Here is a 21,413-nt window from a genome sequence, read left to right as displayed (position 1 = left end):
GGAGAATGGCCGAGATCACAGGCCGTAACAATCAGGTGCTGACCCTAATAAACCTACATTTATTATTGAAGAATTCTTAAAGCTAAGGTGTTTCACCTATATCCAAAAGAGTAGAGGGGCCGAAGCCCCTCTGTCTTGTCTGGTCAGACCACCCGGAAATTCTTGAACTGCCACGGGTCATCGCGGTCCAGATCCTCGGGGAACAATTCCTCGCGCCGCTCCAAGGGGGTCCAGTCGGTATAAACCCCGACCACCGGCCCCAGATAGGGACGGGCGATCTCCAGGCAGCGTTGGAAATCCATTTCATCCGGCTCGACCAGACCAAGCCTGGGGTTTTCCAGCGCCCACACCATGCCGGCCAGGATGGTGGCGGTGACTTGCAGGCTGGTGGCGTTGTTGTGCGGGCACAATTCGCGCGCTTGGTGGATGGACAATTGCGAGCCGTACCAATAGGCGCCCTTGGCGTGGCCCATCAACAGCACACCCAGTTCATCGACGCCGTCGGTGATCTCTTTCATCATCAACCGCTGCTTGGGTTGCTGCTGCCAGGTCTTGCCGGCCAGTTCGTGCACCGACAGCACCGCGGCGTCGCACGGGTGATAGGCGTAATGGACGGTGGGGCGATAGCGCAGGGCATCGCCGTCCTTCAAGGTGAAGTAATCGGCGATGGAAATGGATTCGTTGTGGGTGACGAGAAAGCCCTGGAACGGGCCTTCATTCGGCGTCCAGGTGCGCACCATGGTGCTGGCCCCGGGCCGCATCAGATAGATGGCACAATCGCTGCCGAAATCATGGCGGCGACCATCATGGGGGAAGTGGCGCTCGTGGCTGCCCCAGCCCAGTTCCGCCGGCTGGCAGCCTTCGCCGACAAAGCCGTCGATGGACCAGGTATTGACGAACTCGCCCACCTGCTTGGGCTGGCTGGCCGACACCTGGGTGTCGCGCTCGGCCACGTGGATGGTCTTGATTCCCAGCTTTTCGGCCAGTTCCGCCCATTGGGTGCGGGTCTGCGGCACGACGGTTTCAACCCCGGTGTCGCGGGCGATGTCCAACAGCGCCTGCTTGGTGAAAAAGCTGACCAAGCCGGGATTGGCGCCGTTGGTGATGATGGCGGTGGGCTGCTTGCCCGCCGCCTTCAGCTTCAAGGCGGTTTCGCGCAAGGCGTAATTGGTCCGTTCCGACGGCGTCAGGCTGGGGTCGGTATAGCCGCCGGCCCAGGGCTCGATGCAGGTATCCAGATAGAAGGCGCCCACTTCCCAGGCCAGTTCGATCAAGGCCACCGACGACACGTCGACCGAGACGTTGAGCAGGAAATCACCCTGCTTCAGCAACGGGATCAGGCGGTCGCGGTAATTGTCCGGGGTCAGCGGGTCGTTGATGAAGGTGACGCCGTATTTGTCGGCGATATCATGGCCCCGTTCCTCGGCGGTGATGATGGTCACCCGCGACGCATCCAGATTGAAATGGCGCAACAGCAGCGGCAGAACGCCGGGGCCCAGGCTGCCAAATCCGATAATGACGACACGGCCGTCGAAAGAAACAAGGTTACTCATACCAGATACCTCCCCTGGTAAATTGAAACATCGCCGCCCGTCCAATGGGCGGCGGCGGGGTCAGGCGGCCATGGCCATGGGGCCAAAGCCTGGGGTGGACAGCAGGGGGGCGTCATCGACCTCGGCGCTCAGCACCAGGTCGAAGCCGTTGAAGCCGGTGCGCAAACTGGCGCCATAGGCTCCCAACTGTCCGATTTCGATCCAATCACCCTCACGGGAATCCGCCGGCAACAGGAAAGGCCCGTTCATGCGGTCGGCGGAATCGCAGGTGGGGCCGAAAAAGGCAAAGGGTTGGTCAGCGGCAACGGACTCGCCGTTCAGCCGGATCAACCGGCAGGGAAAACGGAATCCGGGGGCGCCCGCATCCGACAGGCTGCCGTAAATACCGTCATTGATGTACAGCATGTCGCCGCGGCGGCCCTCGATGCGCACCACCAGCGACTGCCCCGGCGCCACCAGGGCGCGGCCCGGCTCGCACCACAATTGGGTGGCGGCGGGCAGGTTCAGGCGGGCGAAGCCGGCAGCGATGGCGGCGAAGAAATCGGCCAAAGGCGGCGGCGTCAGGTCGGGATAGCTGACCGGAAAACCGCCGCCCACGTCGACGATATCGACCGGGCGCCCATAGGCGGCCAACACCTCGGCGGTCAAATCCAGGGCGCGGGTCCAGGCGGCGGGGTCGCAGCATTGGCTGCCCACATGAAAGCTGATGCCGACGCGTCCGGCGACGGCAGCGGCCATGTGCAGCAGGGCCACGGCGTCGTCCCTGTCCGCGCCGAACTTGCCCGACAGGTCATAGCGGGCACTGCCTTTGGGCAGGGCCAGACGGACGATGATGCCCAGGCGACCGGGGCGATGACGGGTTTCCTCGATCACCTTGCCCAGTTCGGCGGCGCTGTCGACGACGAAATCGCGCACGTCATGGCGTTCCCAGGCTTCGCGGATGGCACTGCGGGCCTTGATCGGATGCATGAAATGGATCTGGGCGCGCGGCAGGGTGTGGCGCACCAGCGCCACCTCACCGGCCGAGGCGCAATCGAAATGGCGCACGCCGCCATCCCACAACGCCCGCAGCACCGCAGGATCGGGATTGCACTTGACCGCGTAAAGCGTGGTGCCGGGAAAACCGCCGACAAAGGTGGCGGCGGCGGCACGCAGGGTGGCCGGGCGCAGGCAATGCAGGGGCGCGTCGGGGCGGCGGGCGCGCACCACGTCTTCGACGAAGATGGCGCGGCGGGATTCAAAGCTACGGCGCGACGGCGTGATGGTGAAACGGGAACGAATATGGCTCATGACGCAATCCTCCTCGCGGCGAGGCGAGAAAACGGCGGGATCACGACGGAATGGCGATCATTCCATCGTGGGCGCGGTCGATGTCACGGCAATGCAAGTTGAAGCGCGCGATTGCGCCCCGGCACTGCCGTCACATACTGGATTTGCGTGAAAGGATTTGAGGCCTTCCGCAGGTCGGAACAACCATGTCCACCTCCCTTAAGGGGCTGTCGGCCCACTGTATGACCGACTCTCCGCCAAAAAGGACGCGTCCGTCGTTGCTGACCCAAGCGGATGGGCCGTGTGCACGTGCGTTATGCGTCTAAGACAGGCTTATAGACTTATGAACCGTGACAATCAAGTGACAATTGACAGATAGTTCCAAGCCACCGTGGCTGCTGCCAAGGCAGTGATTTCCGCCACGTCGTGGGCCGGCAATACTTCGACCACGTCCATGCCGCGCCAATCCAACCCGTCGAGACGCTTTAAAATGCCCATGGCCTGCCAGGAGGCCAGCCCGCCCACTTCCGGTGTACCGGTGCCGGGGGCGAAAGCGGGGTCAAGCGCGTCGATGTCGAAGGACAGATAGGCCGGATGGCTGCCAATGACGGCGCGGATGCGGTCGGCCACCGCTGCTGGGTTGGACAGATGCACGTCCTCGGCGGAAATCACGGTGATACCCTGGGCGATGCCCCATTCATAGATATCGCGCGCAACCGGCGAGCGGATGCCTATCTGGACCATGCGGCCCGGATCGACCAGCCCTTCGGTGATGGCGTGATAGAACACCGAGCCATGGGCGATGGCTTGGCCGAAATTGTCGGGCCAGGTATCCACATGGGCGTCGAAATGGACCAGGGCCAGCTTGCCGCCCACCCGCTTGGACAAGGCGCGCAGCAGGGGCAGGGCGATGGTGTGGTCGCCGCCCAGGGCAATCAGGTGCGAACAGGCCAAGGCCTGCTGCTCGATCAGCGTCATGGAGCCGGGGATATCGCCCAAGGCGAGGGCGAAATTGCCCAGATCGGCGATGCCGGCCTGGGCCGGGTCGCGCCAGGTGGCCGGGTTGTCGCCGTCCACCAGCATGCGGCTGGCGGCGCGGATGGCGGCTGGTCCCTGGCGGGCGCCGCTGCGATTGGTGACGCCGAGGTCGAAGGGAATGCCGGCGATCTGGAAGCGCTGGCCGGGATCGGTGTGGGGCGTGCCCAAAAAGGTGGGGGGCAGGGCAAAGGTGGGAATAGTCGCCATGATCCGTCCGGAAGTTGCAAGGGGCATTGCCAACGCCCCGTCGGGTTCCCATACTATGGGGGTTCACCGTCAAAGGACAATGAAGCTTGCGTATCGGCATGCTGGCCCTGCTGGTTCTGTTCACCGTGTTGATCACGGGTGGAACGGCGCGCGCCGATGACGGAGTACACGCCCACCATCACGGTCAGGTCGAGGCCGAGCACCATCAGCCGCCGGCCCCCGTTGCCGCCGACCATGACGGCTGCCATTGCATGTTCACCGGCTGCGTGCCGGTGTTGCCCGCCGTGGGTATCACCTTGACGGTGAGTGAAATCCCGTTCCGCCACCCCATGCCGCCAGCCTTGATCGCCTGGGCCGGGCTGGGCTCGCAACCGCCTTCGGAACCGCCCAGATCCTGATTGGTTGACCGCACCTTGCCGCCTGTGGGCCGCGAGGTGGTTGTGTACAACTGATTTACAGGATTTCCCATGTCCAGATTTTCCCTGTTCGGGGGGATGGTGGCCGCATTGATGGCGGCTCAAATCCCCTTGGCCCTGGCCCATGGCGGCGAGGATCATTCCACTCCGCCGCCGCCCCTGGCCCAAGTATCGCCACAAACCGGAACTGCTGCCGAAACCGAGATGTTCCAGGCGGTGCTGCAAGCGGCCCCCGGTGGCGTGACGCTGCTGTATCTGGCCGATACCGACACCAATGCCGCCATCAGCGGGGCCGATATCCAGGCCCAGGCCGGCGACTGGCAGGGGCAGGGGAAGCCCACCCCTCAGGCTGGCGTTTATCGCCTGGACTGGCACCCGCTGGCCGTTACCGACGTGACCCTGACCATCAGCGCCCAAGGCCGTGACGATCTGCTGCTGATCGGCGGCTTTGGCCCGGCGCAGCCGGCTGCCGCCGCTGCCCCGGCACCTTTGTCCTGGGTTTGGGCCTTGGCCTTGATCCCGGTTCTCGGTGTGCCGGCGGCCCTGCTGTTGCGTCGCCGTTGGGTCGCCGTCGTCGCCGTGCTGGCGCTGTTGCCACCCGATGGTCCGGCCCTGGCCCATTCCGGCCACGACCATGGCGGCGGTGACCAACCGGCACCGGCACCGGTGGCCGGGCAAGTCGTCACCGTGCCCAAGGCGGCGCAATTCCTGGTCGGCGTATTGACCGAGCCGGCGGCACACCGGATGGCCGCCGACGCGGTACGGGTACCGGGGCGGGTGATCCCCGATCCGGTGGCCTATGCCCGGATACAGCCCAGCCAGCCGGCCCGGGTGGTCGGCGATCCGGCCTTTCCACTGCCGGTGCCGGGGCAGCGGGTCAAGCGCGGCGAGGTGCTGGTGGTGCTGGAACCCACCTTGTCCAGCCTGGAACGCAGCGGCCAGCGCGGCGCCCTGTATCGGGTGGAAAGCGACATCGCCTTGCAGGAGCGGGAATTGGCCCGCCAGGAATCCTTGGGCGGCGTGGTCACCGTCAAGGCGCTGGAAACCACCCGCATCCGTCTTGACCAATTGCGGCGCGAACGCGCCCAGATCGCCGGCACCGCCTTGGGGCGCGAGCTGATTACCGCGCCGGTGGATGGCATCGTCGCCGACCTGCACGTCACCCCGGGCGAGGTGGTCGATCCGACCAAGGTGATGGTGGAAATCGTCGACCCCGACCGGGTGCGCATCGAGGCGGTGATCCACGATCCCAAAATCGCCGCCCGCATCGGTGCGGCCAGCGCCACCACGCCCTTGTTGGCGGACGGCGCCCACGGCCTGACCCTGCTGGGGGTCAGCCCGCGCATCGATCCGGTGGACCAGGGCATTCATGCCATTTTCACCCCGCAGCCGGGGCATCCGCCGGGCTTGCGCATCGGCATGCCGGTGGATGTGCATCTGGAGGTCGGCACCACCCATCTGGCGGTGGCGGTGCCGCGTCAGGCGGTGATCGATCATGGCGGCACCAGCGTGGTGTTGGTCCGCGTTGCCCAGGAAAGCTTTGAAATCCGCCCGGTTCGCATCCTCCGTGTCGTCGGCGGGGTGGCTGAACTGGAGGGCGTCAAACCCGGCGACAAGGTGGTGGTCCAGGGCATGGATCAGGTGCGGGGGGCGCGTTAGGCCATGTTCGACCGCATCATCGATTTCAGCCTGCGCCAACGTGTGTTGGTGCTGGCCTTCGCCGTGCTGCTGCTGGCCTGGGGCATCACCGTCGCCCAGCGCCTACCGGTGGACGTCTTCCCCGATCTCAACCGCCCCACCGTCACCATCATGACCGAGGCGCCCGGACTGGCGCCGGAAGAAACCGAAACCCTGGTCACCCGCCCCATCGAAACCGCCATGAACGGCGCGCCGGGCGTCGCCCGCGTGCGCTCAAGCTCGGCGGTGGGGCTGTCCATCGTCTATGTGGAGTTCCAGTGGGGCAGCGACATCTATCGCAACCGCCAACTGGTGTCGGAACGGCTGGCGGCGGCGGTCGAGCAACTGCCCGACGGCATCAATCCGGCCATGGGACCGATCTCGTCGATCATGGGCGAAATCCTGCTGGTCGGCATGCAGGCCAAGGACGGCGCCGCCTCGCCCATGCAGGTGCGCGGTCTGGCCGATTGGGTGGTGCGCCAGCGGCTGATGTCCATTCCCGGTATCGCCCAGGTCATCCCCATCGGCGGTGAGGTCAAGCAATATCAGGTGTTGGCCTCGCCCACCCGGCTGGCCGCCCTGGGTCTGACCTATGACCAGTTGGAAGCGGCGCTGGCCGGGTTTTCCCGCAACACCACCGGCGGTTTTCTCGAACAACGCCAAGCGGAATATCTGATCCGCAATCTGGGCCAGACCACCGACATCAACGATCTGGCCGACACGGTGGTGGCATGGAAAAATGGTGCAGCCATCACCGTCGGTCAGGTGGCCGAGGTGCGGCTGGGAGCGGGGGTGAAGCGCGGCGACGCCTCCATCGACGGCAAGGCAGCGGTGATTTTGGCGGTGCAGAAACAGCCCGGCGCCGACACGGTGGAGCTGACCCGCCGGGTCGAGGCTGCGCTGGCCGAGTTGGCCAAGTCGTTGCCGCCGGGCATCTCCGCCGACCGTATCTTGTTTCGCCAAGCCGATTTCATCGAACGCGCAATCGGCAACGTGCAAGAGGCCCTGCGCGATGGCGCCATCCTGGTGACCATCGTGCTGCTGGCCTTTCTGATGAACATGCGCACCACCTTCATCAGCCTGACCGCCATCCCGCTGTCCATGGTGGTGACGGTGGTGGTGTTCCATTTCCTCGGTCTGTCCATCAATACCATGACCCTGGGCGGGTTGGCGGTGGCCATCGGCGAACTGGTCGATGACGCCGTCGTCGATGTGGAAAACATCCTGCGCCGCCTGCGGGAAAACGCCACCCTCGACCAGCCGCTGCCGGCCATGCAGGTGGTGTTCCGGGCGTCGTCGGAAATCAGGAATTCCATCGTTTACGCCACCATCATCGTCGTTTTGGTGTTTTTGCCGCTGTTCGCCCTGTCGGGCATCGAGGGCCGGCTGTTCGCCCCCTTGGGCATCGCCTATGTGACGTCGATCACCGCGTCGCTGTTGGTGTCGCTGACGGTGACGCCGGCCTTGGCCTATGTGCTGCTGCCCAAGGCCAAGGTGGTGGTCCATGGTGATTCCTGGCTGGTCAGGCATCTGAAGGCGGGCGACCGCCGGCTTTTGCACTGGTCGTTCGCCCATCCGCGCATGGTGTTGGCGGTGCCGCTGGTGCTGGTGGTTTTGGCCGCCGGATCGGTGCCGTTTCTGGGCCGCGCTTTCCTGCCCGCCTTCAACGAGGGGACGGTCACCGTCAACGTGCTGTTGGCGCCGGGTACGTCGCTGTCGGAATCCAACCGTATCGGCAGCATCGCCGAAGATTTGATCCGCCGGGTGCCGGAAGTGGTGTCCACCGGACGGCGCACCGGACGGGCGGAACTGGACGAACACGCCGAGGGCGTCCATTACAGCGAAATCGACGTCGATCTGCGCCAAAGCCAGCGGGGCCGGGCGAAAATCCTGGCCGATCTGCGCGCCAATCTGGCGTTTCTGCCCGGTGTGGCCGTCAATATCGGCCAGCCCATTTCCCATCGCCTGGACCATTTGCTGTCGGGGGTGCGGGCGGAAATCGCGGTGAAAATCTATGGTGACGATCTGGCCCAGTTGCGAGCCTTGGCCGAGCAGGCCCGCGCCCGCATGGCCGACGTGGCCGGACTGGCCGATTTGCAGGTGGAAAAGCAGGTGCTGATCCCGCAAATCCAGATCCGGCTGGACCGGGCGCAGGCGCGCAAATACGGCCTGACCCTGGATCGGCTGACCGAAACCCTGGAAGCGGCCCTGAACGGCAAGGTGGTGGCCCAGGTGCGCGACGGCCAGCAAAGCTTTGACGTGGTGGTGCGTCTGGCCAGTACCTGGCGGGCGCAATCCGACGATTTCCAGCAGATATTGGTCGATACCCCGGCGGGGCCGGTGCCCTTGGGCCTGTTGGCCCAGGTGGTGGAAACCCAAGGCCCCAACGTGGTCAGCCGTGACGACATGCGCCGGCGCATCGTCGTCTTGGCCAATGCCCAGGGCCGCGACATCGGCTCGGTGGTGGCCGACGTACAGGCCCGGTTGGCGGGTATGGCCCTGCCGCCCGGCGCCTATATCGCTTATGAGGGTCAGTTCCAAAGCCAGCAACAGGCCAGCCGGCTGATCAGCCTGCTGGCCGGGCTGTCCTTGGCCGGCATTGCCTTGGTGCTTTACCTGCACTTCCGGTCCGGCGTGCTGGCCGCCATCGTCATGGCCAATGTGCCCATGGCGCTGGTGGGCGCCGTGGCGGCGCTGTGGCTGTCGGACCGGACCTTGTCGGTGGCGTCCATGGTCGGCTTCGTCACCCTGACCGGCATCGCCGCCCGCAACGGCATCATGAAGCTGTCCCATTATCGCCACCTGATGCGGCACGAGGGCATGGCCTTCGGCCCCGACATGGTGGTCAGGGGCTCGCTTGAACGGCTGTCGCCGGTGTTGATGACCGCCCTGGTGGCGGCCCTGGCCCTGATGCCGCTGGTTCTGGCCGGCGGCGATCCGGGCAAGGAAATCCTGCATCCGGTGGCGGTGGTGATTTTCGGCGGCCTGCTGTCGTCGACCCTGCTGGACACCATCGTCACCCCTGTCCTGTTTCTGCTGTTCGGCGGTGCCACCGCCAAGGGAGAAGATCAATGAACAAATCTTTGTTTGCTTTGGCTGTCCTGGCCACTTTGTCGGCTCCGGCTTTCGCTCATCAGGCGGCGACGCCGTTCTATGGCGGCCAGACCGCCGCCAGCGGTGACCTGCACGTGGAATTCGCCATCCGCGACGGCGGATTGCGGGTGTGGGTGCGCGACCACGCGGAAAAACCGGTGGCGGCCACCGGCAAGGTCACGCTTTTGCTCGGCGGGGCCAAAAGCGAAATCACCTTGCGGGCCGACGGCGACCGGCTGGTGGGCGAAGCGCCGGTGAAAACCGCCGACAAGGTGGTCGCCGTGCTGGCGCTCAGTGCCGGCGGCAAGGCGGTTTCCGCCCGTTTCGCCCAAGAGGCGCTGGTGCAGCCGGCCTTGAATGCGGGCGCCAGCGTGGGGCAGGGGCTGTTCGCCGCCAATTGCGCCAGCTGTCACGGCCCGTCCTTGCGCGGTACCGACCAGGGGCCGCCATTGCTGCATGCGTGGTACGCCCCCGGGGGCGGTCATGATGACACCCAGGTGCTCAAGGTGATCGGCAACGGCACCCAGGGCCATATGTGGAAGTTCGGCGACATGCCCAAGCCGGAAGGCGTCAAGGCCGGGCAGGAAAAGGATATCCTGGCTTATATCCGGGCCATGCAGGCGGCCAACGGCATCGGTGCCGCCCCTTCCGCCGCCATGCCCGCCATGCCCATGGACGGCCATGCCGGTCATGGGGGGCATACCGGGCATTGACGGGATGGGGGGGAAGCGGCCACTCTTGACCGTGGTCAAATCAGTGGGGGTTGCTTCCCCCTAATCTGATCATCGAGGAGAAAGCGAACGTGTTACCCTGGCGCAACCAGATTCTCAGCCTGTTCCGAGGGCGCGGCCTGTTCCGCGACCTGGGCGCGCTGCTGGCCTTGCTGGGATTCCTGTTCACCTCGACCACGCCCGGTCTGGCCCTGGTTTCGGGCGCCGGCCCCGGAATCGGCGTTGCCGGTCCGCTGGGCGTGTATGTCTGCCATGTCAGGGGCGGGATCGACCTTGTCGTCCCCCCCGGGGCGGAACTTCCCGATCAAGACGACGGTTGCTGCCTGATCTGTCAGGCGGCGCAATTGGCCAACGGCGCGGTACCGCCCCAGCACTTCACTCTCCCCACCGAGAGCGCGGTCCGGGTTCGCTTGCCTGATGACGCCCGATCGTTCGTCGCCTTTGGGATTTTCGGCCCGGCCCAGGCCCGCGCCCCGCCCGCCGCCTGATAATCCCGATTTTGTCACCATGTTTCCGTCACGACGCGGCCCGATTTGGCCGCATGCGCCCCATTTGTGTCTGAACGAAGGACCACACCATGAAGACGTTGCTGTTGACCGTTGCCGCCCTTGCTTTTGCCTTTCCCGCTCTGGCCGCCGATTTGGAAGTGTCGGGCGCCTTCATCCGCGCCACCCCCAAGGCGGCGAGTGCCGGTGCCGGTTTCGTCACCATCAAGAATACCGGCAAGCAGGATGACAAGCTGATCGCCGCCTCGGCCAACGTGTCCAAGAGCGTGGAACTGCATACCCACATCAAGGACGGTGAAATCATGCGCATGCGCAAGGTCGATGCCATCACCGTGCCTGCCGGCGGCAGCGCCGAGTTGAAGCCCGGTGGCGACCACGTGATGTTCATCGATCTGAGCGCGCCCCTGAAGGATGGCGACAAGGTCGCCGTCACCTTGAAGTTCGAGAAAGCTGGCGAGATCAAGTTGGACATGCCGGTGGTGGCCGTCGGTTCCATGGCTGCCCCCATGACCATGGATCACGGCCAGCACATGCAGCACATGCAGCAGATGCCGGCCAATATGAAGCATTAAGCCTCACGGATTGGCGGTGGGCTTGACCAAGGGCGGGCCCATCGCCGCTTCCAGTTTCTTGCCGGCGATCAGGGCGCGCAGCAGTGCCAGCGATTCCGGCCCGTCCCAGGCGGCGCCACCAACGAAGCGCGCCACTTCCTGTGCTTGGGCATCCAGCAGCAAGGTGGTCGGCAGCACCGCCACACCGAAGGCCTCGCCCGCCTTGCGCTCGTGATCCACATGCACGGCTAGGTTTTTGATGCCCAGGCGGGCATAGGTGTTGACCGCGCCCACTGCGCCCGAGCGGTCCAGGCACAGGGCGATCACCCGCAATCCCTCGGGTTCGATCATCGGTTTCAGCCGGTCGAGCGCCGGCAATTCGGCGACGCAGGGCAGGCACCAACTGGCCCATAGATTGACCAGGGTCGGTTTTCCCCGCCACGTCGCCACGCCTGCCGGCTGGCCCTGGTTGTCGCGGATATCGATTGCGGCCAACGGCTTGGCCGGATCGGTGATGAACAGCCCTTGCGCCACCTTGGCCGCGTAAGCCGGCCATGTGCTGGCCGCCAGGGCGGCGGCGATGAAATGGCGGCGGCTGAGGATCACTTGCTTTCTCCGTCGATGACTTGGCGCAGGCGGTCGGCCACGTCCTCGGCATTGGCGGTGTGGCCCAGCTTGGCGGCGAAGCCGCCGTTTCTGTCCATGATGAAGATTCCGGCGGAATGGTCCACCACGTAATGGTCGCTATCCTTGTCTGCCGGCTGGTGGATTTCATAGCGGACGCGGAAGGATCTGGCCGCGGCGTCGGTCATCTGCACCGTCCCGGTCAGGCCGATGAAGCTGGGGCCGAAGGCGGACATATAGTCCTTCAACTGCGCCCTCGTGTCGCGTTTGGGATCGACGGTGACGAACAAAGGCACCACCTGTTCGGCCCGTTGCGGTCCCAGCAGATCAAGGGCGGCGGCCATGGTCGACAATGCGGTCGGGCAGACGTCGGGGCAGAAGGTGTAGCCGAAGGCCATCATCCGCACCTTGCCCTTGAAGCTTTCGTCATTGACCCGCTTGCCGTCGTGGGTTTCCAGCAGGAAGCGGCCGGAAAACTCCTGGGCTTGTGCGGGCAGCGCCGCCAAAGCCAGGGCGCCAGCCAGCATCAGGGAACCGAGCTTCATCACGTGCACTCCGCTTGCCGTCATCGTTGAAGGCAGTGAAGCAGATCACCGTTTCACGCGACTTGATCAAGGTCACGGCTGGGTCATTAGCGGGCGCGCATGTTTGCTGGCGAAGTGTTTGGGTAACTCTGTCCCCTTTTAACAGAAACAAGGTGGGGAAAATGAATCGTACAATGAAGGTGGCGAGCCTGCTCGCCACGGTGTCCTTTGGCGCGCTGACTGCCAGCCAAGCCCTGGCCGCCGAATCCCTGCAGGATGTGATGAAGCGCCGCGGCCTCAATGAAAAGGACGTGCTGGCGGCAGCCAAGACCTACACGCCCACCGGCAAGCGCGACGAATTCGTCGTGTTCTCGTCGGGTGGCCAAAGCGGTCAGGTGATCGTGTACGGCATCCCGTCCATGCGCATCTTGAAGTATATCGGCGTCTTCACCCCCGAGCCCTGGCAGGGCTATGGCTATGACGACGAATCCAAGAAGGTTCTGTCCGAGGGCGGTTCCGTCGATGGCCGTGCCATCACTTTCGGCGATACCCACCATCCGGCCATCTCGGAAACCAATGGCGAGTATGACGGTCAGTTCCTGTTCATCAACGACAAGAACACGCCGCGCCTGGCGGTGATCGACCTCAAGGATTTTGAGACCAAGCAGATCGTCAAGAACCCGATCATGCAGTCGGAACACGGCGGCGCCTTCGTCTCGCCCAATACCGATTACATCATCGAAGCGTCGCAATACGCTGCCCCCCTGGGCGGTGAATTCGTGCCGCTGGAAGAGTTCAACGACAAGTATCGCGGCGCGGTGACCTATTGGAAGTTCAACCGCGAAAAGGGCCGCATCGACCCGGAAAACTCGTTCTCGGTCGAATTGCCGCCCTATAGCCAGGATCTGTCCGATTTCGGCAAGGGTCCATCGGACGGCTGGTCGTTCACCAATTCCTTCTGTTCCGAACGCTATGTCGGCGGCATCGAACGCGGTCGTCCGCCGTTTGAAGCCGGCTGCTCGGCCAAGGACACCGACTTCCTGCACGTGTTGAACTGGAAGAAGGGCGAGGAACTGTTCAAGGCCGGCAAGTTCAAGAAGGTCAACGGCCATGCCGTCATCGAGATGGCGACCGCCATCAAGGAAGGCATGCTGTACCTGATCCCCGAGCCCAAGTCGCCGCACGGCGTCGATGTCACCCCCGACGGCAAGTTGCTGACCGTCTCGGGCAAGCTCGACAGCCACGTCACCGTTTTCTCCTTCGAGAAGATCCAGGCCGCCATCAAGGCCGGCAAGTTCACCGGCAAGGACGAATACGGTGTGCCGATCATCGACATGAAGGAAACCATCCACAAGCAGGTGGAACTGGGCCTCGGGCCGCTTCATACCCAGTATGATGCCAAGCCCTGCGTCGCCTATACCTCGCTGTACGTGGACTCGATGCTGGCCAAGTGGGATTTCTGCGAAGGCAAGATCATCGACAAGGTGTCGATCCACTACAACATCGGCCATCTGATGGCCATGGAAGGCGATTCGGCCAAGCCCGCCGGCAAATACGTGGTGGCGCTGAACAAGCTGGCCATCGACCGTTTCAACCCGGTCGGCCCGCTGCATCCGCAAAACCACCAGCTGATCGACGCCAGCAACGACAAGATGCAGCTGCTCTACGACATGCCGCTGCCCTTGGGTGAACCCCACTATGCGGTGGCCATCGCCGCCGACAAGCTGAAGCCGCATGTGCGCTATCCGCACGGCACCGATTCGCGCACCGAGGAAAAGCACCCCGCTGCCGTTCGTGCCGGTAAGGAACGCATCGAACGCAGCCCCGGCAAGGTGGAAGTGTTCGGCTCGGTCATCCGCTCGCACATCACGCCTGAAATCATCGAAGTGACCGAAGGCGACGAAGTCACCGTGCACCTGACCAACCTGGAACGTGCCCAGGACGAAACCCACGGCTTCGCCGTGTCCAAGCACAACGTCAACCTGTCGCTGGAACCGGGCAAGACCGCCTCGGCCACCTTCAAGGCCAACAAGTCCGGCGTCTATCCTTATTACTGCACCGAGTTCTGCTCGGCCCTGCACCTTGAAATGCAGGGTTACCTGATCGTGCAGCCGGCTGGCTACAAGGCCACCGAAACCAAGGCCAAGGAAGGCGTGACCTACGCCAAGGCCGATTACGACACCCGCGTGAAGGCCAATATCGACACGCAAAAGGTCATCGACAGCGTCGTCGGCTACATCACCAGCGTCAACTACAAGGACTTCGCCCCTGTGGTCGCCCTGGTGGAAGACGCCACCGATCAGCTGAACTTCGCCGCCGGGGCCAAGGCCAAGTCGGAAGAGTTCGCGGCCAAGGGTGATTACCACAACGCCTTCCTGTGGGCGGAACAGTGGTTCCAGTACCAGGTCAAGACCGCCGACATCGGTTTGCGGGCCAAGACCTTCCTCGAGCAGAACGGGGCCAAGAAGGTCAAGTAAAGCTTCAGGATTTTCACAAGAAACCAAGGTCTGGGGGCGGAGAAATCCGCCCCCTTTGACTAAGGGGCAAAGGAGATGTTGATGATTGTCAATAAAACCAGATCGCTGGCGGTGTTGGCCGTGCTGGGCGTCATCGCCGCCACGCCGGCTTTCGCCGCCGACGGCAAGGCCTTGTTCGCCGACAAGGGCTGCACCGCCTGCCACGGCGAGGACGCCAAGACGCCGCTGGAGCCGGGCTATCCCCGTCTGGCCGGCCAGAACGCCGATTACATGTTCAACCAGATGAAGGACATCAAGGGCGGCGCACGCGCCAACGGCCTGTCGGTGGACACCATGAAGCCGATCCTGGAAGACGTCACCGAGCCGGAAATGCGGGCCATGGCCGATTATCTGGCCGGTCTCGGCCCCATCGTCGGCAAGGGCGATCCGGCCCATCCGGGCAAGAAGCTGTACATGACTAAGACCTGCGTCGCCTGCCACGGCAAGGACGGCACCAAGCCGATCATGAAGACCTATCCCTATCTGGCCGGCCAGGACGCGGCCTATCTGACCCGTCAGGCCACCGACATCAAGACCAGCATCCGCAAGAACGGCGGCACCAATACCATGCAGCCGGTCATGCATCTGGTCAGTGATGAAGAACTGGCCGCCATCTCGGAATTCTTAGCCAACGTCAAGTGATGCCCAAACCCGGGGGGGTATAAGCATTGTCTAAAGAACGATATCTGGAGAGCGCGAAATGAAGACTATTTTCAAGGTCGTGGCCCTGACGCTCGTCGCCACCGCCGCCATCGGCACCGCCACCATCGACCAATCCTGGGCCGCCGGCGCCAAGGACAAGCCGGCGCAAGGCAAGTTGTTGGGCGACAAGGATTATCAGTGGAACGCCAATGGCGGTGAAAAAGACGAGGCCGAGCATCTGAAGCCCGATCTGGTCAATGGCCGCGACGTCTACGAAGTGTGCGCCGCCTGCCACCTGCCGGAAGGCTGGGGCCAGACCGACGGCACCTTCCCGCAATTGGCTGGCCAGCACCCCAAGGTAATCATCAAGCAATTGGCCGACATTCGCGCGCTCAACCGCGACAATCCGACCATGTATCCGTTCGCGCTACCCGACCAGATCGGCGGTCCGCAGGCCATCGCCGACGTCGCCGCCTATATCCAGAAGTTGAAGATGAACCCCGAGCCGGGTGTCGGCGACGGCAAGGATCTGGAACACGGCAAGAAGCTTTACAAGGATAATTGCGTCCGTTGCCACGGCGAACACGGCGAAGGCAACAACGACAAGTATTATCCCCGTCTGGAAGGTCAGCATTACAATTACCTGATCCGCCAGTACCAGTGGATCAAGGAAGGCAAGCGCCGCAACGCCAATCCCGACATGGTCCAGCAGATCAAGACCTTCACCGACCGCGATACCAAGGCGGTGCTGGATTACGTCTCGCGCATCAAGCCGCCGGCTAATCTGATCGGCACCAAGGGTTGGCAGAACCCCGACTTCCAGTAAATCTCACCATTTCTCCCGTCGCCCCCGCGTGGGCGACGGGAACCCCAAAACCACGAGGTTGCCATGCACATCCACGACAGAGGCAAGCTGATCCTTGCCTTTCGGGCGTTGACCGTCATCGCCGGATTGCTGATCGCCGGGGCCTATTTCTCGCCCATCTGGTGGGTGTCGCTGAAGGCGCCGAACTATCCCGAACATACCTTTCCCGACGGGGTGCGCATTCATTTCCACGTCAACGGCGTGTTCAACGGCTGCGTGGAACGGTCCAAGGATGCCGACGTCTACGAGGACGAGGCGCTGGATTGCGTCCATGAAATGAACGTCATCAACCATTTCATCGGCATGGAACCGATCGAGAAGGGCGCCGCCCTGGAAATCAAGGCCGCTCCCTATCTGTTTTCGCTGGTGGGCGTGATGTTGCTGGCCTTCCTGTTCTATTCCGGCCCGTTCTGGTGGGTGTTGCCGGCCTCGGGCATGGTCATTCCGCTGGCCTTCGTCGCCGATTATTCGGCGTGGCTGTGGTGGTTCGGCCATAATCTGCACCCGTGGGGCGCCTTTACCGTCAAGCCGTTCATGCCCACCGTCTTCGGTCAGGGCAAGGTGGCGCAGTTCTATACCTATTCCTATCCCCATTACGGTTTCGGGCTGTTGCTGGCCGGTGCCGCCTGCCTGATCCTGGCCGCCCTGCTGCGGCGCAAGTCCTTGCGCTAGGAGCGGGCGATGATGGCGAACATGATCACCGGCGCGCTCTCCTCCTCTTGGCGCCGCTTTGTGTTCGCCGCATTTGCCGCCGCCCCCATGGCCGTGGGGGCGGTGGTGGCGGGTCCATCGACCCCAACAGTGATTCCGGCCTCGACCATCCAATCCCTGATCGATGCGGCGACCGAAGGCGCGGTGGTGGTGGTTCCGCCCGGCCATTACCTGGGCAAGGTGGCGGTGGAAAAGCCCCTGACCCTGGACGGCGACGGCAAGGTGACCATCGATGCCGGCGGTACCGGCTCGGTCATGCTGGTCAAGGCCAACAATGTCACCATCAAGGGCTTTCACCTGACCGGTACCGGGTCGGACCACAATTCCGAGGATGCCGGCATCCAGGTGCGCGGCAACAACAACGTCCTCAAGGATAACCGCATCGACGACGCCCTGTTTGGCATCGACCTTCAGCAATCCTATTTCAACGTTATCCGCCGCAATCACATCACCTCGAAACAGATGGATCTGGGGCTGCGCGGTGATTCGATCCGGCTTTGGTATTCCGACGACAATGCCATCGAAGACAACGTGGTCAAGGACAGCCGCGACTTCGTTTTGTGGTATTCCAAGCGCAACCGGGTCACCGGCAATCATTCCAGCGGTGGCCGTTACGGCATGCATTTCATGTTCGCCGCCGACAATCTGGTGGAAAACAACACCTTCACCGACAATTCTGTCGGTATTTCCATGATGTACGACCAAGGCGACATCGTGCGCGGCAACGTCATCTCCCATTCGGTCGGCGCCACCGGCACCTGCATCTCGTTGAAAGAGGCCAGCGCGGTGCTGATCGAAAACAACGAGATCATCTATTGCGCCAACGGCATCTTTTTGGATGTCTCGCCGTTTCAGCCCGACACCGTCAACACCATCACCAACAACCGCATCGCCTTCAACGACATCGCCATTTCGTTCCTGAACGACTGGCAGGGCAACGAGTTCAAGACCAACACCCTGACCGCCAACATGACCGAGGTGGCGGTATTCGGCGGCGGCTCGGCCAAGCGCAACGTCTGGGACGGCAATGCCTGGGACAGCTACGAAGGCTTCGACCGCGACGGCGACGGCATCGGCGACACCCCGCACCGGGTGCTGAATTATGCCGGGCGGGTGTGGATGGACGTACCCAATACCCGCTTCTTCAAGGGCGCGCCGGTCCTCGAGGTGCTGGACTTCCTCGACCGTCTGGCGCCGTTCAGCGAACCGGAACTGATGCTGGAGGACGAGCACCCGCGTCTGGCGGTCAAGACGGAGAAAAAATCATGAGCCAGTCCCCCAAACGGCCGCCGCCGCCCGCCCATGTGACGCAAGAGGCGCGGCGCCGTTTCCTGCGTTCGCTGCTGCTGGGCGGCATGGCCGTGGGGGCCGGGATGGCCGGCTGGCTGCCCATGGCGCGCGGCGCCGCCCCGCGCCTGCGCCCGCCCGGGGCCATCGCCGAAAGCGACTTTTTGGCCGCTTGCATCAAATGCGGCCAATGCGTCCAGGTCTGCCCGGTCGAAGCCATCGTCCTGGGCGACATCGACGAAGGTTTCGGCATCGGCGTGCCCTATCTGGATGGCCGGGCCCAGGCCTGCGATTTTTCCTGCGACGCGGTGCAATGCATCCTGGCTTGTCCCACCGGCGCCCTGACGCACGAGCTTTCGAAAAAGGAAGAGGTGCGTATGGGGCTGGCCCGGCTGGACAAGCCCGATGCCTGTCTAGCCCGCCAAGGCCTGGGCTTCAAGGGTCAGGCGCGCGGCGCCGATTTCCCCGGCCTGCACCGCTATGAAAAGGTCGACCGCTGGAACCCCATCAAGATCGCCGACCATCCCTATGACCTGGATTTGTGCGACCTGTGCGTGCGCGAATGCCCCATCGAAGGGGCCATCGCCCTGGTCCCCATGAGTACTGACGCCGCCGACAAGCGCCGCACCCCGGAAATCCGTCAATCCTGTGTCGGCTGCGGCATGTGCGAGATGATCTGCCCGGTGGAGCCGGCGGCGATCGTCATCGATGCCCGTGCGCAATGGAGGGCATCATGAGCCTGATCCAATCCCTGGCCATCATGCTGGGGCGCGAGCCCGTCAAGCCGCGGCCCGAAGACTATAGCCCCGAGTCACGCGCGCTGCACGAAGCCAAGCGCGCCTGCAAGATGAGTCCCGAGCAACGCCAGGAAATCAACCGCCAGACGCACGAGGCGCACAAGGTCCACACTTGGCGCAATCGCCGCTGGCTGACCCTGTTGGCGGTCAACCTGCTGTTCGTGGCGTCCTATCGCTTCGATGTGCAATTGATCGAAGGGGCGCTGACCGCGTCGCGCGTCATCGGCTTTCACTTCGCCGACCTCAACTCGGCGCTTCAGGTCACCTTGGCCTTCAAGACCATCCTGATCAATCTGGTCATCGGCACCACCACCGTGCTGATCCTGTGGTGGCTGCTGGGCGGTCGGTCTTTCTGTTCCTGGGTTTGCCCCTATCACCTGCTGGCCGAATGGGCCGAGGCGCTGCACCTGAAGCTGGCGGCGAAGAAACTGGTCAAGGACCACCAATTGCACCGGCGCACCCGCGTCGTTCTGTACGTGATCTTCGCCCTGTCCGCCCTGGCTTCGGGCTATACGGTGTTCGAGACCATTTCGCCCACCGGCATCCTGTCGCGGGCCATGATCTATGGTCCGACCTGGGCCTTGACCATCGTCGTGTTCCTGCTGGTCCTGGAAGTGTTCTACTCAAGGCGGTTGTGGTGCCGCTACATGTGCCCCATCGGCATTACCTATGCGGTGGTCGGCGCGGTCAGTCCGGTCAGGGTGGCTTACCTGCCCCAGGACTGCCATCACGAAGGCGAGTGCCGCAAGGTCTGTCTGGTGCCGCATGTGCTGGACGTGACCAAGAAAGGTTTCGCGACGCGGATGCATTCGGGCATCGGCGCCGATTGTACCCGGTGCGGCCTGTGTGTCGATGTCTGCCCCACCGGTTCGCTGAAATTCGAGGTCAAGGGTCTCGACAAGCTGCTGTAGGGGGAACCCATGTGGACATCGTCTCACCGTCACTCCCGCGAAGGCGGGAGTCCAGAGGGTGCACCACCACCTTTTCCGCGACTCCTGGATACCCGCCTGCGCGGGTATGACGGGGTGAAAGGTGGAGACGTGTTCACAGGCTTCCGGCATGGCGGGAGGGTAGGGGGATGATTTCCTTCAAGAACGTCACCAAGACCTTCAAACGGTCGCGCGTGCTCGACGATGTCAGCCTGGAGATGAACAAGGGCGAGCGCATCGCCCTGGTCGGCTCCAACGGCGCCGGCAAGACCACCTTGATCCGCTGCCTGCTGGGCGAATACACCCATGACGGTCAGGTGCTGGTGGATCATCTGGCGCCCCGGGACAATCGCGGTACCGTGCTGGCCCGTGTCGGCTTCGTCCCGCAAATTCCGCCACCCCTCAAGATGCCGGTGGGCGAGTTGATCGGCTTCGCCGCCGGCATCTGCAAAAGCGACCCCAAGGCGATGGTGGCGGTGATGGCCGATCTGGGGCTGGAGTATGGCCGCATCCGCAAGCTGCCTTTCGTCAAGCTGTCGGGCGGCATGAAGCAAAAGACCCTGATCGCCATCGCGCTCGGCCGGGCCAGCGACATCCTGATCATGGACGAGCCGGCGGCCAATCTGGACCCCGAGGCCCGGCACATCTTTTTCCGCCTGCTGGCGGCGCGCCAGGACGACGGTGTCATGCTGATCACCAGCCATCGCCTGGACGAAGTGGCCGCCCTGGTCAACCGGGTGATCGAGATGGACCGGGGCAAGGTGGCGCTGGATGACCGCGTCGCCGATGCGGTGGACATGACCAGCCGTCTGACCTGCGCCCTGACCATGACGCGCGAGGATGCGGCCTTTGCCCGCGCCCTGACCGAATGGGGCTTCACCGGCTCGGGCCTGCGTTGGCTCGGCATGGTCAACGGTCCCGACCGTTTGCGTTTTCTCGGCATGCTGTCGCGCTATACCGGCATCCTTGCCGGGCTGGAATTGAAGGAGGCCGAAAAATGTGTGGCATGAACCGCCGCCGGGTACTGGCCCTGTTGCCCGCTTTCATCGCCGTCTCCACCCTGCCGGCCTGCACCGACAAGGGCACCGGTCCGGTCGAGGTGCGCTGGGGCAAGGAAAACTGCGCCCATTGCGGCATGATCGTCGACGATCCGCGTTTCGCCGCCCAGGTGCGCGGCGGTCCCAAGGGCAAGGTGTGGAAGTTCGACGATCTGGGCGACGCCATCTTGTGGATGGCCAAGCAGCCTTTCGGCGATGATCCGGCGACCGAATTCTGGGTGGGTGATTCTGACAAAGGCGGTTGGCTCGACGGCAAGGCCGCCTGGTATCTGGAAGGCCGCAAATCGCCCATGGCCCATAATTTCGGTGCCGTGCCCGATAAGCGCGACGGTGCCGTCGACTTCGCCCAGTTGAAAAAGACGGTGCTGGAACGGGGCTCACCCACCCAATGCATCACGCCCACCGACGGGGCGTCGTGA

Annotated in this window: 20 protein-coding genes; 15 read left to right on the top strand and 5 right to left on the bottom strand. The window is 63.7% G+C overall.

The genetic code is table 11. The features are described 5' to 3' along the window. Window positions 1-143: 143 nt before the first annotated feature. The 3 genes from MGMSRV2_RS07095 to speB all read right to left on the bottom strand — a co-directional run bounded on the left by MGMSRV2_RS07095 (window position 144) and on the right by speB (window position 4,067). Window positions 144-1,553, bottom strand: coding sequence for a homospermidine synthase (locus tag MGMSRV2_RS07095; RefSeq protein WP_024079682.1), 1,410 nt, complete (start codon window positions 1,551-1,553; stop codon window positions 144-146). A 60-nt stretch (window positions 1,554-1,613) separates the two neighbouring features. Beyond that, entirely contained in the window at window positions 1,614-2,843 is a 1,230-nt protein-coding gene (locus MGMSRV2_RS07090; protein WP_024079681.1) for a type III PLP-dependent enzyme, read from the bottom strand. Window positions 2,844-3,179: 336 nt separating this feature from the next. Further along, complete coding sequence (speB, locus tag MGMSRV2_RS07085; RefSeq protein ID WP_024079680.1) at window positions 3,180-4,067, bottom strand: agmatinase; 888 nt, start codon at window positions 4,065-4,067, stop codon at window positions 3,180-3,182. A gap of 86 nt (window positions 4,068-4,153) precedes the next feature. Here speB and MGMSRV2_RS07080 point away from each other — a divergent pair, with 86 nt between their 5' ends. The 6 genes from MGMSRV2_RS07080 to MGMSRV2_RS07055 all read left to right on the top strand — a co-directional run bounded on the left by MGMSRV2_RS07080 (window position 4,154) and on the right by MGMSRV2_RS07055 (window position 11,062). Beyond that, on the top strand, window positions 4,154-4,465 hold the full coding sequence (locus MGMSRV2_RS07080; RefSeq protein WP_024079679.1) for a hypothetical protein: 312 nt from the start codon (window positions 4,154-4,156) through the stop codon (window positions 4,463-4,465). Between the two features lie 69 nt (window positions 4,466-4,534). Next, window positions 4,535-6,142, top strand: a complete 1,608-nt coding sequence (locus MGMSRV2_RS07075; RefSeq protein ID WP_024079678.1) for an efflux RND transporter periplasmic adaptor subunit — start codon at window positions 4,535-4,537, stop codon at window positions 6,140-6,142. 3 nt (window positions 6,143-6,145) lie between these two features. Then, window positions 6,146-9,235: an efflux RND transporter permease subunit gene (locus MGMSRV2_RS07070; protein ID WP_024079677.1), complete on the top strand. Its 3,090-nt coding sequence runs from the start codon at window positions 6,146-6,148 to the stop codon at window positions 9,233-9,235. Beyond that, complete coding sequence (locus MGMSRV2_RS07065; protein WP_024079676.1) at window positions 9,232-9,966, top strand: cytochrome c; 735 nt, start codon at window positions 9,232-9,234, stop codon at window positions 9,964-9,966. Before MGMSRV2_RS07070 ends, MGMSRV2_RS07065 begins: the two co-directional genes overlap by 4 nt. Window positions 9,967-10,055: 89 nt before the next feature. Then, window positions 10,056-10,472 (top strand): DUF2946 family protein, encoded by a 417-nt coding sequence (locus MGMSRV2_RS07060; protein ID WP_024079675.1) that lies wholly within the window; start codon window positions 10,056-10,058, stop codon window positions 10,470-10,472. 89 nt (window positions 10,473-10,561) lie between these two features. Then, window positions 10,562-11,062 carry a copper chaperone PCu(A)C gene (locus MGMSRV2_RS07055; protein WP_024079674.1) on the top strand — a complete coding sequence of 167 codons (501 nt, stop codon included), beginning with the start codon at window positions 10,562-10,564 and terminating at the stop codon, window positions 11,060-11,062. A gap of 3 nt (window positions 11,063-11,065) precedes the next feature. On the opposite strand, the gene MGMSRV2_RS07050 is transcribed toward MGMSRV2_RS07055, so the two are convergent. Beyond that, window positions 11,066-11,647 carry a TlpA disulfide reductase family protein gene (locus tag MGMSRV2_RS07050; protein WP_024079673.1) on the bottom strand — a complete coding sequence of 194 codons (582 nt, stop codon included), beginning with the start codon at window positions 11,645-11,647 and terminating at the stop codon, window positions 11,066-11,068. Beyond that, entirely contained in the window at window positions 11,644-12,210 is a 567-nt protein-coding gene (locus MGMSRV2_RS07045; RefSeq protein WP_024079672.1) for an SCO family protein, read from the bottom strand. Before MGMSRV2_RS07045 ends, MGMSRV2_RS07050 begins: the two co-directional genes overlap by 4 nt. 161 nt (window positions 12,211-12,371) lie before the next feature. On the opposite strand from MGMSRV2_RS07045, the gene nosZ reads away from it, so the two are divergent. From nosZ to MGMSRV2_RS07000, 9 genes are all read left to right on the top strand, one after another. Then, on the top strand, window positions 12,372-14,666 hold the full coding sequence (gene nosZ, locus MGMSRV2_RS07040) for a Sec-dependent nitrous-oxide reductase (protein ID WP_024079671.1): 2,295 nt from the start codon (window positions 12,372-12,374) through the stop codon (window positions 14,664-14,666). 81 nt (window positions 14,667-14,747) lie between these two features. Continuing rightward, window positions 14,748-15,347, top strand: a complete 600-nt coding sequence (locus MGMSRV2_RS07035; protein ID WP_024079670.1) for a c-type cytochrome — start codon at window positions 14,748-14,750, stop codon at window positions 15,345-15,347. 58 nt (window positions 15,348-15,405) lie between these two features. Next, a complete protein-coding gene (locus MGMSRV2_RS07030; RefSeq protein WP_024079669.1) occupies window positions 15,406-16,173 on the top strand; it encodes a c-type cytochrome in 768 nt (255 codons plus the stop codon). A 63-nt stretch (window positions 16,174-16,236) separates the two neighbouring features. Continuing rightward, window positions 16,237-16,884 carry a hypothetical protein gene (locus MGMSRV2_RS07025; RefSeq protein WP_024079668.1) on the top strand — a complete coding sequence of 216 codons (648 nt, stop codon included), beginning with the start codon at window positions 16,237-16,239 and terminating at the stop codon, window positions 16,882-16,884. Window positions 16,885-16,893: 9 nt separating this feature from the next. Continuing rightward, window positions 16,894-18,192: a nitrous oxide reductase family maturation protein NosD gene (nosD, locus tag MGMSRV2_RS07020; RefSeq protein WP_024079667.1), complete on the top strand. Its 1,299-nt coding sequence runs from the start codon at window positions 16,894-16,896 to the stop codon at window positions 18,190-18,192. Further along, the gene (locus MGMSRV2_RS07015) at window positions 18,189-18,947 is read left to right on the top strand and encodes a 4Fe-4S dicluster domain-containing protein (RefSeq protein ID WP_024079666.1); all 759 of its coding nucleotides are present in this window, start codon (window positions 18,189-18,191) and stop codon (window positions 18,945-18,947) included. Before nosD ends, MGMSRV2_RS07015 begins: the two co-directional genes overlap by 4 nt. Next, window positions 18,944-19,918 carry a NapH/MauN family ferredoxin-type protein gene (locus tag MGMSRV2_RS07010; protein ID WP_041634182.1) on the top strand — a complete coding sequence of 325 codons (975 nt, stop codon included), beginning with the start codon at window positions 18,944-18,946 and terminating at the stop codon, window positions 19,916-19,918. The genes MGMSRV2_RS07015 and MGMSRV2_RS07010 overlap by 4 nt, the downstream gene beginning before the upstream one ends. Before the next feature lie 167 nt (window positions 19,919-20,085). Beyond that, window positions 20,086-20,946 carry an ABC transporter ATP-binding protein gene (locus tag MGMSRV2_RS07005; protein WP_024079664.1) on the top strand — a complete coding sequence of 287 codons (861 nt, stop codon included), beginning with the start codon at window positions 20,086-20,088 and terminating at the stop codon, window positions 20,944-20,946. Continuing rightward, entirely contained in the window at window positions 20,934-21,413 is a 480-nt protein-coding gene (locus MGMSRV2_RS07000; protein ID WP_024079663.1) for a conserved exported protein of unknown function, read from the top strand. Before MGMSRV2_RS07005 ends, MGMSRV2_RS07000 begins: the two co-directional genes overlap by 13 nt.

It is taken from the genome of Magnetospirillum gryphiswaldense MSR-1 v2 (genome assembly GCF_000513295.1).
GTDB classification, from domain to species: domain Bacteria; phylum Pseudomonadota; class Alphaproteobacteria; order Rhodospirillales; family Magnetospirillaceae; genus Magnetospirillum; species Magnetospirillum gryphiswaldense.
The sequence above is the reverse complement of the archived record's forward strand: the minus strand, read 5'-3'. Positions and strand labels throughout refer to the sequence as shown.